At 64.0% G+C, this 11,628-nt stretch carries 13 protein-coding genes; 4 read left to right on the top strand and 9 right to left on the bottom strand.

Going from position 1 to position 11,628, the window contains the following annotated elements; translation table 11 throughout:
* Nucleotides 1–3: 3 nt before the first annotated feature.
* Together ACQUQO_RS03880 and ACQUQO_RS03875 are read left to right on the top strand one after the other, a co-directional pair.
* A complete protein-coding gene (locus tag ACQUQO_RS03880) occupies nucleotides 4–756 on the top strand; it encodes a coenzyme F420-0:L-glutamate ligase (protein ID WP_435076636.1) in 753 nt (250 codons plus the stop codon).
* Nucleotides 743–1,723 (top strand): 5,10-methylenetetrahydromethanopterin reductase, encoded by a 981-nt coding sequence (locus ACQUQO_RS03875; RefSeq protein WP_435076635.1) that lies wholly within the window; start codon nucleotides 743–745, stop codon nucleotides 1,721–1,723. The genes ACQUQO_RS03880 and ACQUQO_RS03875 overlap by 14 nt, the downstream gene beginning before the upstream one ends.
* Here the strand turns inward: ACQUQO_RS03875 and ACQUQO_RS03870 are convergent.
* Nucleotides 1,677–1,898, bottom strand: coding sequence for a hypothetical protein (locus ACQUQO_RS03870; RefSeq protein WP_435076634.1), 222 nt, complete (start codon nucleotides 1,896–1,898; stop codon nucleotides 1,677–1,679). The two genes, ACQUQO_RS03875 and ACQUQO_RS03870, sit on opposite strands and share 47 nt — an antisense overlap.
* A 30-nt stretch (nucleotides 1,899–1,928) precedes the next feature.
* The gene (locus ACQUQO_RS03865; protein ID WP_435076633.1) at nucleotides 1,929–2,324 is read right to left on the bottom strand and encodes a MaoC/PaaZ C-terminal domain-containing protein; all 396 of its coding nucleotides are present in this window, start codon (nucleotides 2,322–2,324) and stop codon (nucleotides 1,929–1,931) included.
* A 113-nt stretch (nucleotides 2,325–2,437) separates the two neighbouring features.
* On the opposite strand from ACQUQO_RS03865, the gene ACQUQO_RS03860 reads away from it, so the two are divergent.
* Together ACQUQO_RS03860 and ACQUQO_RS03855 are read left to right on the top strand one after the other, a co-directional pair.
* On the top strand, nucleotides 2,438–3,205 hold the full coding sequence (locus tag ACQUQO_RS03860) for an enoyl-CoA hydratase/isomerase family protein (RefSeq protein ID WP_435076632.1): 768 nt from the start codon (nucleotides 2,438–2,440) through the stop codon (nucleotides 3,203–3,205).
* 45 nt (nucleotides 3,206–3,250) lie between these two features.
* Entirely contained in the window at nucleotides 3,251–3,511 is a 261-nt protein-coding gene (locus tag ACQUQO_RS03855) for an RPA12/RPB9/RPC11 RNA polymerase family protein (RefSeq protein WP_435076631.1), read from the top strand.
* 555 nt (nucleotides 3,512–4,066) lie between these two features.
* Here ACQUQO_RS03855 and ACQUQO_RS03850 read toward each other — a convergent pair.
* The 7 genes from ACQUQO_RS03850 to ACQUQO_RS03820 all read right to left on the bottom strand — a co-directional run bounded on the left by ACQUQO_RS03850 (nucleotide 4,067) and on the right by ACQUQO_RS03820 (nucleotide 11,552).
* Nucleotides 4,067–4,864, bottom strand: coding sequence for an enoyl-CoA hydratase/isomerase family protein (locus ACQUQO_RS03850; RefSeq protein ID WP_435076630.1), 798 nt, complete (start codon nucleotides 4,862–4,864; stop codon nucleotides 4,067–4,069).
* Nucleotides 4,861–6,444: a long-chain-fatty-acid--CoA ligase gene (locus ACQUQO_RS03845; protein WP_435076629.1), complete on the bottom strand. Its 1,584-nt coding sequence runs from the start codon at nucleotides 6,442–6,444 to the stop codon at nucleotides 4,861–4,863. The genes ACQUQO_RS03850 and ACQUQO_RS03845 overlap by 4 nt, the downstream gene beginning before the upstream one ends.
* 103 nt (nucleotides 6,445–6,547) lie before the next feature.
* Nucleotides 6,548–7,294 carry an ABC transporter ATP-binding protein gene (locus tag ACQUQO_RS03840; protein WP_435076628.1) on the bottom strand — a complete coding sequence of 249 codons (747 nt, stop codon included), beginning with the start codon at nucleotides 7,292–7,294 and terminating at the stop codon, nucleotides 6,548–6,550.
* On the bottom strand, nucleotides 7,291–8,094 hold the full coding sequence (locus ACQUQO_RS03835) for an ABC transporter ATP-binding protein (RefSeq protein WP_435076627.1): 804 nt from the start codon (nucleotides 8,092–8,094) through the stop codon (nucleotides 7,291–7,293). The genes ACQUQO_RS03840 and ACQUQO_RS03835 overlap by 4 nt, the downstream gene beginning before the upstream one ends.
* Nucleotides 8,091–9,254: a branched-chain amino acid ABC transporter permease gene (locus tag ACQUQO_RS03830; RefSeq protein ID WP_435076626.1), complete on the bottom strand. Its 1,164-nt coding sequence runs from the start codon at nucleotides 9,252–9,254 to the stop codon at nucleotides 8,091–8,093. The genes ACQUQO_RS03835 and ACQUQO_RS03830 overlap by 4 nt, the downstream gene beginning before the upstream one ends.
* A complete protein-coding gene (locus ACQUQO_RS03825; protein WP_435076625.1) occupies nucleotides 9,255–10,115 on the bottom strand; it encodes a branched-chain amino acid ABC transporter permease in 861 nt (286 codons plus the stop codon).
* A gap of 3 nt (nucleotides 10,116–10,118) precedes the next feature.
* On the bottom strand, nucleotides 10,119–11,552 hold the full coding sequence (locus tag ACQUQO_RS03820; protein ID WP_435076624.1) for an ABC transporter substrate-binding protein: 1,434 nt from the start codon (nucleotides 11,550–11,552) through the stop codon (nucleotides 10,119–10,121).
* Nucleotides 11,553–11,628: the final 76 nt, after the last annotated feature.

Below are 11,628 nucleotides of genomic sequence, written 5' to 3'. Positions count from 1 at the left end.
GGCATGCACGTTGCTCCAGTCCCGGACATGCCGGAGGTCCGCGCCGGCGACGACCTCGCCGCGCTCATCGCCGAGCGGGCGGACCTCGCCGACGACGTGGTGTGCGTGGCGAGCACCGTCGTTTCAAAGGCCGAAGACCGGGCGTACGACCTCGCCGACTTCCCGGCCGGCCCGCGCGCGCACGAAATCGCCGACCGGCTGGCCGAGATTGCCGACGACGAAAAGGACCCCCGCTTCGCGCAGGCGGTCTTGGAGGAGAGCACCGAACTCCTGATGGACGAACCCTTCCTCCTGACCGAGACGCGCTTCGGACACGTCTCGGTGAACGCCGGCATCGACCGCTCGAACGTGCCCGATAGCGACATCCTCATGTTGCCGAAACGGCCGAGCGAGAGCGCGCGCCGGCTCAGCGAGACGCTCGACGTTCCGGTGGTCGTGACCGACACCTGCGGACGACCGTTCCGTCACGGCCAGCGCGGCGTGGCCATCGGTTGGGCCGGACTGCCCGCAAGTCGGGACTGGCGCGGCGAGCACGACCGCGACGGCCGCGAACTCGGTGTCACCGTAGAGTCCGTGGTGGACGAACTCGCGGCGGCGGCGAACCTCGTGCTCGGCGAGGGTGCGGGCGGAAACCCCGTCGCCGTCGTGAGCGGGTTCGACATGGACGGATTCGGCGGCAGCGACAACCTCTTTCGCTCTGTCGATTCCGATTTCGTCCGGCAGGCGCTCCGGGAGTGGTCGTATGCGGGCGATTGAACTCACGCCCGAACGTCCCACGCAGCGTACCGTCGACCTCGGTGAGCGGGCCGTGCAGGCGGGCTTCGATACCGTCTTTGCGAGCCATCACTACAACAACCGCGACCCCTTCGCCGCCTTGGCGCTGCTCGCCGAGCACACGAACGAGATTCGGCTCGGCCCGGGCGTGACGAACCCCTACGAGACCCATCCGGTGACGCTCGCCTCGCGGGTTGCAACGCTCGACGAACTCGCCGACGGGCGGGCGGTCTTCGGCGTCGGACCGGGCGACCCCTCGACCCTCGAAAACCTCGGTCTCGGCGAGCGGCGCGGGCTTCGCTCGGTGCTCGAATCGTTCAAGGTCGCGCAGGAACTGTGGGCCGGCGAGCGCGTCGACCACGACGGGACGTTCACCGCGTGCGATGCCGGCCTGAACTATGATGTCGGCGAGATTCCGGTCTACGTCGGCGGCGAGGGTCCCCACATGTGCCGGATGGCGGCCAAACACGCCGATGGGCTGCTGTTCAACGGTTCCCATCCCGACGACATCGCGTGGGCGGCCGAACGGGTCGAGGAGGGTCTCGACGAACGGCCCGACGAGTATGGAGAATTCGACTTCGCGGCGTATGCGAGCGTGAGCATCGCCGAGGACGGTGCGGCCGCACGCGAGGCCGCCCGCCCGCCGGTGGCCTTTATCGCCGCCGGTGCCCCCGAACCCGTCTTGGAGCGCCACGGACTCGACGGCGAGCGTGCCGACGAAATCGGCGAGGCGATTACCGCCGGCGAGTTCAGTACGGCGTTCGACCGCGTGAGCGAGGCGATGATCGATGCCTTCTGTATGGCCGGCACGCCCGAGACGGTCGAGCCGCGGCTGCGGGCGGTGTTGGAGCACGCCGATAGCATCGTGGTGAGTTCGCCGCTCGGTCCCGATTTGGAGGAGGCTATCGACCTTGCTGGGGCGGTGTGCGACCGATGCCATCCGGAATGATGGCCGAGAGCAGCCCGCCGATGGCGAGATAGGCGAACAACCCGAACGCGACGATCCAGACGCCCGTGCTCGAAAGGATCAACAGCGCCGAAACCGGGTCGCCGAGCGCGACATCGGTCACGATGTTCGTCAGCTCGACGAGATTGCCGAGCAGTTCAAAGACGACGTTTGCCATACGCCACCTTGCCGATGGGACTACTTGTGTCTACTGACCCGCCTTCCAGATGATGCCCTCGAAGCGCGCGTTCATCACCCGACCGTCCGGGCGGCGACAGACGACCGAACAGGCGATGTCGTATCTGTCCTCGCGCTCCTCGACGCTCTCGGTCGTCACCTCGCAGGTGATGGCTTCGCCGGTATAGACGGGTTCTATGAACTCGAACTCCATCGTGCGCGCGAGCACGCCGAGGTCGCCGCCGATCTTCGTCGGTAAGGTCGCCGTGAGCAGTCCCTGCACGACGAGTCTCCCTTCCTCGTCGGGCTCCGAGTGGATGGCCTGCTGGTCGCCCGAAACTTCACCGAAGCGCTCGACGTCCTCGTGGGTGAAGGTGCGTTCGAAGGTGTGGACGTCGCCCTCCGCGGGTTCCGGTGTCGATGGCATGAGTTGACTATGCCGACACACCGGGATAGTTCTACGGCATTCGCGCTTCGTGATAGGTCCGTTACGACGAGCGAGAAGCGAGCTATTATGATGGCGCTCCCCGTCCTCGCTGTATGTCATGGGAGACCGTCGACCTCGACAGGAACGAGGGCGTGGCGACCATCACCGTCGACCGCCCGGACCGGCTGAACGCGATGAACGTCGAAACGCTCGAAGCACTCGATGAGGCGCTCGATGAGGCCCGCGACGCCCGCGCACTCGTGCTCACTGGGGCAGGCGACGATGCGTTCGTCGCCGGTGCTGACATCTCATATATGGCCGAACTCGATGTCGAGCAAGCGCAGGCCTACGCCGAACTCGGCCATCACGTCACTGACGCCATCGAGACGTTTTCCTGCCCTGTGATCGCCGCTGTAAATGGCTACGCCTTCGGCGGTGGGTGCGAACTCGCGCTGGCCGCCGACCTGCGGGTCGCCGCCGAGAGCGCCGTGCTCGGCCAGACCGAAATCGACCTGGGCATCGTGCCGGGCTGGGGCGGCACCCAGCGTCTTTCGCGATTGGTCGGCGACGAGCGCGCCCGCCGGCTGGTCTTCTTCGGCGAGCGCGTCGAAGCAAGCGAGGCCCGCGAGATGGGGCTGGTCGGTGAAGTCGTCGCCGACGACGACCTCGACGACCACGTCGCCGAAATGGCTGCCGATCTCGCCGCGAAGCCCAAACACGCTCTCCAGGCCGCCAAGGAATCGCTGAATCAGGTCCACGAATCCCACCAATCGGCGGGGCTGACCTACGAGCGCCGCCTCTGGAGCGGTCTCTTTGGCACCGACGACCAGCGCGAGGGCATGAGGGCGTTCGTCGAGGACCGCGAGCCCGACTTCGAGTGAGCCAGTCGGCTTAAATCGCTGAAGCTCCAACGAGGCGACCACTCCATGGCCGACGACAAGTACGCGAACCTCTTCGAGGAGATCACCGGCGAGACGGGTACCGAGGAAAAACAAGAGGAATCCGAAATCATCGACGTCAGCGACGCCGAGAACCGAGGACTTCCCACGACCGAGGTCCACTGCCCCGAATGTGGCAACGACGAAGCTTACTGGTACATGCAACAGATCCGCTCGGCCGACGAATCCGAAACCCGATTCTTCGTCTGTACGGAGTGCGAACACCGCTGGCGCGAGGACGATCACTAGAACCCCACTTTTTTACAGAGGGTCCTCCCTCGCGCTCGCTGTCGCTCGCTCTCGGTCAAACCCTCTCCAAAAACCTGGACTAAAAACTCCCGCTCACTCGCTTCGCTCGCTCGCGGTGAACCGCGCTCGCGTTGCTCGCGCGGACACTAACTGCACAGCACCCGAATCCCGGTGGAGCTTCAACTATGGTAATACGGGAAACTACTTTATATAATAGGAACTGAATATGGATCATGACCGCAATCGACAGATCGGAGAAGACGTGCAAAGACTGTGGATCTGAGCTACTAATTCACAACCGGAGAGAGTTATACCACTGCGAAAATTGTGGCAAGACTTGGTCTATGGAAAGATTGGATGATCGGGGTAGTTCCGATCAGATGTCACCATCACAGGACAAATTCTCAGAACATTTCAATTGAATAGTGAAGGTATTTTCCTGACGCTATGAGATATTGAAATGCACCTGCATCAGTTATTTTATTTCGGTGAGATTCCATTTGAATTGATACTATGAACTGCACCGCCGGCCGCGGGCCACGACCGCTGCCGCAGCTATCGCCCCTCGAAATCGGGCTTCTCGCCGGCCATGAACGACTCCGCGCCCTCGCGGTGGTCGCCGGTCTCGAAGACGGCGGCTTGGGCGGCAGCCTCGTTCTCCATCGCTTGGTCGAGTGAACTCTCGAAGCCCTGTCTCATGAGTCGCTTCGAGGTCCGCAGCGCGACCGTCGGCCCGGTGGCAATCTGTTCCACGAACTCGTCGGCGCGCTCGTCGAACTCGTCGTCGGGATAGACGTGATTGAACAGGCCCAACCGCTCCGCTCGTTCGGCCTCGACGAGTTCCCCAGTAAGGACGAGTTCTTGGGCCGTGTTCTCGCCGACGATTCGCGGCAGGAAGTAGGACGTGCCCGAATCGACCGCCAGCCCGACCTGTCGGAAGCCGAAACTAATTTTCGACTCGTCGCTCGCCAACTGGATATCACATGCGACGGCGAGGTTCGCACCCGCGCCGAAGGCGATCCCGTCGATTTTCGCCACCGTGGGGAGGTCGAACTCCGCGACGCGCTTGACCGCGCGGCTGGTCTCCTGGGTGATGTGCCGAACGGCCTCGTCGAGTGCCACGTCGCCCGCGAGTCGTTCGGACATCGCGTTCACGTCCCCACCGGCCGAGAAGGCCCCGCCCGCACCCTCGACGACCAGACAGCGCGCGTCGCTGCCCTCCAACTCCGCGAGCGCGTCGATGATACCCGCCGAGATGTCCTCGGTGAGCGCGTTGCGTACCGATGGTCGATTCAGCGTCAACCTCGCCACGCCCTCGTCGACATCGACCAACACCGCCTCCTCGTCGCTCATTGGGCCACCTCCTCCTCCTCCTCCTCCTCCTCACCACGGAGTTCGAACTTCTGGACCTTTCCCGTCGTCGTTCGGGGCAACTCCTCGACGAACTCGACCTCTCGGGGATGTTTGTACTCCGCGAGCCGTTCGAGACAGAACTCCCGGATGTCGTCTTCGGCCACCTCGGCGTCGGGCGTCGGTACGACGAAGGCCTTCACCGTCTCGCCACGGCGCTCGTCGGGAATCCCCACGACCGCGGCGTCGGCCACGTCGGGATGTTCGAACAGCAACTCCTCGACCTCGCGCGGGTAGACGTTATACCCGCCCGTCACTATCATGTGTTTCTCTCTATCGACGATGTAGAAGAAGTCCTCGGCGTCCGAGTACCCGATGTCGCCCGTGTGGAACCACCGTTTCCCATCCCGTTCGGTGAACACCTCCTCGTTTGCCTCGGGACGGTCGTGATAGCCCTTCATGACGTTCGGGCCGGCGACGACGAGTTCACCAGTAATCGAATCGAGGTCGGTCTCGCTCTCGTCGACTGGGCCCTCCGCAACTGGCTCGACCGGTGTGAAATCCTCGTCGACGACCATCGCATCGACGCCGTCGAGCGTGCGCCCGATGGAGCCGACACGGCGCGCCTCAGGACTGTTGAAGTGGGTGACGGGTGACGTCTCCGTCAGTCCGTATCCCTCGTAGAGTGGGAGGTCGAACAGGTCCTCGAACCGGCGTAGGACCTCGATGGGAAGGCTACTGCCCCCTGAATTGACGAACCGTAGCGACGAGAGGTCGAACTCCTCGGTGTTCGGCTGGTTCACGAGGTCGTTGTACATCGCCGGCACGCCCTGCATGATGGTCAACTCCTCACTTTCGATGAGCGAGACCGCCGCTTGGGCGTCCCACTCGGGCAGTGGGTAGTAGGTCGCCCCCGAAAACAGCGAGGTGTTCATCACGACCGTCATGCCGTAGATGTGAAAGAGCGGCAGCACCCCCAGAGAGCGGTCCCCGACGCCCGTCCCGTCGGGCACGAGGTCGGCGGCCGTGCGCGCGTTCGAGGCGAGGTTGTGATGGGTCAGCAGCACACCCTTCGGCTGGCCCGTCGTGCCCGAGGTGTAGGGCTGACAGGCCACGTCGTCGTCCGCCCGCTCGACGACAGCGAGCTCGTCCGCGGCGAGAAACGCCTCGAATGCGGTTGCGCCATCCGCATCGCCGCCAACGCTCACCACGGTCTCGACGGCCGTCTCCTCACGAACCGACTCGACCATCGACACGAGGTCGGCGAGCGCGACGACCAGTTCGGCCCCGCTATCGGCGAGGAGATGGCCGATCTCGCGTGATTTGTACTGTGGATTCATCGGCACGACGACCGCGCCGGCTCTGAGCGCACCGTGGAAGGCGACGACGAACTGCGGGAGGTTCGGCAGATAGATGCCCACCCGGTCGCCCGGCTCGATGCCCGCCGCGTCGAGACCGGCGGCGAACTTCCCGGTTCGAGACCAGAACTCCTCGTAGCTCAACTCCGTTCCGTCGTAGTGAATCGCCATCGCCTCGGGATGGCTCTCAACTGTCGAGGCGACGTCCGTCACGAGATTCGTCATGGATTCCCGTGTGGGGATGTGCGCCACCGAGTAAAGGATTGCCCCTCGACGAACCAATACTTCGAACAGGACGCGTTTCAGTTACCAGCGGTAACTCGACCCTTCAGCCACCGAGGTAGACGTCGTGGATGTACTCGTCGTCACGGAGGCTCTCGGGAGCGCCCTCGCGGACGAGTTCGCCGTTTTCGAGCAGCGCGATGCGGTCGGCGTGGTCCATCGCGAAGGTGACGTTCTGTTCACAGAGCAGCACGGTGACGCCGGCCTCGCGGATGCGCTCAAGCCCGTCGCTGATGTCCTCCAAAATCACCGGCGCAAGCCCGAGCGTGGGTTCGTCGAGAAGCAACAACTCGGGCGAACTCATCAGCGCACGCCCGATGGCGAGCATCTGCTGTTCGCCGCCGCTCATCGTCCGGGCGTGCTGGTCTTCGCGCTCTTCGAGCGTGGGGAAGAGGTCGTAGACGAATTCGCGGCGCTCGTCGGTGTTGCCCCGTCGAAAGGCCCCAAGCGAGAGGTTGTCCGCGACGCTCATATGCCCGAAGAGGTCGCGTTCTTCGGTGCACTGAATCAACCCGTCGCTCACGAGGTCGCTCGTCGAGCGCGTGCTGACCTCCGTCCCACGATACCGGACGCTGCCCTCGTAGTCGTGAAAGCCCGAAATCGTCTCGGCGAGCGTCGTCTTTCCCGCGCCGTTGGGACCGATGACCGAGACGATTTCACCACTCCCGACCCGGAGGTCGATGCCCCGGAGCGCCGCGACCTTCCCGTAGGACACCCGCAGGTTCTCGACGGCGAGCGCCGCGTCCTCGCCGTCGGCAGCGGTCTCGCCGTCGGCGGCCGTGTCAGCGCTCATGCGTCCCCTCCGAGATAGGCCTTCTGTACCTCTTCGTTGGCCCGAATCTCCTCGGGGGTTCCCTCGGCGAGTTTCGAGCCGAAGCGGATGACGATGGCTCGGTCGATGAGCGAGAGCAGCCCGCGCATGTTGTGGTCGACCACGACGAGGGTCAGCCCCTCCTCGCGGAGTTCGGTGAGGAGTTGGGAGACGGTCTCGACCTCGCCGCTCGACAGCCCGGCGAACGGCTCGTCGATGAGCAGGAGGTCGGGGTCGGTGGCGAGCGCCCGCGCGAGTTCGAGCCGGAGCAATCCGGCGTGTGGCAGCTCGCTCGGCGTCAGCTCCACCCTGTCGCCGAGTCCGACCCGCTCGCAGATGGCCCGCGCCCGTTCGCGCGTCTTCCCGCGCAGTCCCGACAGCGTGAGCAGTTTGTCCGGTGTGAGCGCGAGCGTGACGTTGTCGAGCACCGAGCGGTCGGAAAGCGGGCGGAACGACTGGAAGGTGCGCGCCAGCCCGCGCTTGACCATTTCATGGGCCGCGTCGCCGGTGGTGTCCTCGCCGTCGTACCAGACTGTTCCCTCGGTTGGGGGATAGGTCCCCGTAACACAGTTGAACGTCGTGGATTTCCCCGCGCCGTTCGGTCCGATGAACCCGAGAATTTCGCCCCTTTCGACTGCGAACGAGAGGTCATCGACCGCGGTCAATCCCCCGAAGCGTTTCGTGACGTTCTGGAGGACGAGCAGTCCGTCGTCCGGGCCGTAGGTATCGCCCTTATCCTGTGCCGCCGGTTCGCTTTCGGCCGTGTCCGCTTCAGTACTCATCTCTCATCACTCCTGAGTCGCTCTTCCAGTTCGTCGAGCGCGCGTCGATATCTCTCCGAAACCTGTTCGATGGGGCTTGTCTCGCGGCCGCCGTCGGTGGCGACCGGTTTCTCGCGCGCACGGCCGAGCAGCCGCCGGCCGGCGCGTATCGCCCACGGGAACACCCCCTGCGGGAGGACGTAGATGAGCGCCATCGTCAACAGCGCGAAGATGAGCAGGCTCGCCTCGTTGATTCCCACACCCACCAGAGGGATGGTGAAATCCTGTTGGTTCAGCAGGTCGTTGACGAAGTAGAAGAAGACGCCGCCAAGCCCCGCGCCGACGATGGTGCCCATGCCGCCGAGGATGGCCGCGATGAGTACCTCGATGCTCACGATGAGCGCGAGCAGTTGACTCGGGCGCGGGCTACCCACGGGCGTGTGGACGAACATCGCGCCTGCAAGCCCGCCGATGGCCGCGCTCAACACGAACGCGAACACCTTGAACTTCGCCACGTTCAGGCCGGCTGCCGCCACCGCGTCCTCGTCCTCCCGAATCGCCGTCAGCACCGAGCCGACGTCCGAGCGCGTGACGGCGAACAACAGGAGGAGGATGGCGAGAAAGAGCCCGAGGGCGATGTAGTAGTTCGCCGTGACGACGAGGTCGAACTCGTCGGCGGTGACCAGCGCTGCTGGCGAACTCAAGCCGAGTTCGCCGCCGAAGATATCGCCATAGATGATGAACACTTGGAGGAGGATGAGCGGCGCGACGAGCGTCACGAGGGAGAGATACGGCCCACGAATCCGCAGCGCCGGCACGCCGATGAGCAGTCCCGCAACTGCGGCAAGGAGGACGCCGGCCGGAATCGTTACGGTCGGCGGCAGTCCGAACCCGAGGTTCAGCAGCGTCGAGGTGTAGCCCCCGACGGCGAAAAACAGCGCGTGGCCGAAGCTAATTTCGCCCGTATAGCCCGAGACGACGTCCCAACTCATCGCGAACATCCCGAAATAGAAGGCCCCGATGAGCACCAACAGCTGAGTCGTCGAGACGCCGACGAACGGAACGGTGGCGAATGCCACGACACCGACCACGCCGAGTAGGTACCGCGGTGCGAGAACCGCACTGGCGAGCGAGCGGTCGGTGTCCTCGACGGTCTCGGTAGAGAGGGTTTCGTCCGCCATCTATGCCTCCGCAAGCTCCCGGCCGAACAGGCCTTCCGGGCGGACGAGCAACACCAACACGAGGACGACCAGTCCGGCGAGTCCGGTCAGTCTGGGATTGATGAGTGAGGTGGTGATGACTTCGAGAAAGCCGATGACGTACGCCGCGATGAGGCTCCCCCGAATCGAGCCGAGGCCACCGAGCACGACGATGGAGAAGGAGAGGATGAGCGGCTCGCGGCCCATCGCCCAGCTCGCGGTCTGGTACGAGCCCAAAAACAGGCCGGCGATGCCCGCGAGCACGCCAGCGATGGCCCACGTGTAGAGGTTGATGCGACTGCTCTCGATGCCGACCAGCGCCGCACCGCGCGGACTCATGCTCGTGGCGAGGATTGCTTTTCCCGTACTCGTGTAGTTGACGAACGCGAACAATCCCCCGATCAGTACCCACGAGACGACGAACACCACGAGCAGGTTGTTCTGTACTGTGCTCCCCAGAATCTCGGTGGTGCCCGACACGAGTGCGGGAATCGCTTTGGGCTGACTCCCTTCGACGATGCGGATGACCTCCTCGACGACGATGGAGGCGAGGAGAGTCAGAATCATCACGATGATGATGTCGCCGCGGCGCTCGGCGAACCCCTTGTAAAGGAGGACGCTGAACACTGCTGGTATCGCCATCGCTGCGAGCACGCCAGCCCAGATGCCGAAGCCGGCACTCGTGACGTAGTAGGCCGCAAACGCTCCGATGGTGATGATTCCGCCGTGGGCGAGGTTGATGGTACCGCCAACGCCGAAGATCATCGTGAAGCCGATGGCAACGAGGGCATAGAGCGAACTGATGACCGAGCCGTTGATGATGATGTTGACGACGTCGACCATCGATTATATCCACGCCGGCTGTTGGTACTCGGCCGTCTTGTACTTCTCCGGCCAGATGACCTCCTGAACCCCACCGCCGTTTTGGCCTTCTTGCCACTGGAGGAAGACGGGGTAGATGGCGTCCTCGGCGTAGACCGGGTCGTGGGGATACTTCTTGTCCCGTCCGTAGAATTCGAGGGTTCCGGTCGTCGCGGTGAACGAAGCGTTCTCCATCGCCGAGACCAGTTCGTCGGCGTCCGTCGTGCCGGTCTGTTCGACCATCTTCGCATAGAGCTTGACGGCATCGTAGGCGATATACCCAGTGTAAACGGGATAGCTGTCGAACTCCTTGTTGTATGCCTTGACGAACGGCTGGGTCTTTTTCGTGACCTCGCTCTGTGGCGTCGCGGAGGTCTGGGTCACACCATAGAGACAGGCCCCGTTGACCGACTGGTAGTACGACGGGAGCTGCATCGGAACGTGAATCCCCGCAAAGCCGAACGGTCGCTGCTGTTTGGCCCACTGGACGATGGCCTCCGTTCCGGTGTGGGCCATCGCGGTGAACACCCCGTCGGCGTTCGAACTCGCCACGTCGTCGAACAGCGGCCCGAAGTTCGTCGTCCCGCTGGCGTACCGCTGGCTGCCGGCCACGTCGACGCCGGTCCCGCTGAGCTGGTTTTCGAACACCTTGGAGATCGGCTCGGTCCATTTGTAGTCCTCGACCATCGAAAACGTCGAGTCCCAGCCCATCGTCTCGAAGTTCGCCTCCCCGAAGTCGACGAGGTTTCGCCCGAGGTCGAAGTCGTTGAGCGGGCCGGCTCGGAAGTGGTATTTGTACTTGTCGTAGTCCTCGGCGACCATCCGCGATATCTCCGCACTGGCTGCACCCGCCGTGAGATGTATTTTCTGCTGCTGGGCGATGTCGTCGGCGATATTGAGGAGGACCTCGCTCGTGAATATCCCCGTCGTCACGTCGGCGTTCTTGTTGAGGACGAGTTCGCGGTAGCGCTGCTGGCCGGTCGAGGGGTCGCCCTCGGTGTTGCCGACCGCCAACTCGACGTCCGTGCCGTCGATACCGCCGTTGTTGTTGAGCTGCTGGACGGCGAGTCGTGCGCCGTTGACGATGGACCCCCCAATCGGATCGTTCTCGGGGTTCGGAGCCAGCGCCCCGATGGTGATGGGTCCCTCGATGTTCGCGTTCCCGCCACCGCCGGAGTTGTTGCCGCCACCGCCGCCCCCGCTGCCGTTTCCGCCACCACCGGACCCGTTGCCGCCGCTTCCCCCGCCACCGCCGCCGAGGCTGAGACAGCCGGCGACCGTCGTCGTGAGCGCCGCACCGCCGGTCGCCCGCAGGAACGTCCGCCGGTTCGCGTCAGTATTTCTTCCATCGTTCGTTTCGGGGGATGAATCGCTTCCATCGGTCGAATTCGACCGCTGTTCATTACCATCGGTAGTCATTGTCGTGGATGGTAGTTGGATACACACTACATAAATGTGGCGGTGATATTCGTCCACCCGTGTCATCGAACCCGGT

It is taken from the genome of Halococcus sp. AFM35, assembly GCF_051195015.1.
GTDB lineage: Archaea > Halobacteriota > Halobacteria > Halobacteriales > Halococcaceae > Halococcus.
Note: the sequence above shows the minus strand (reverse complement) of the source record. Positions and strands in the feature narration are given on the sequence as shown.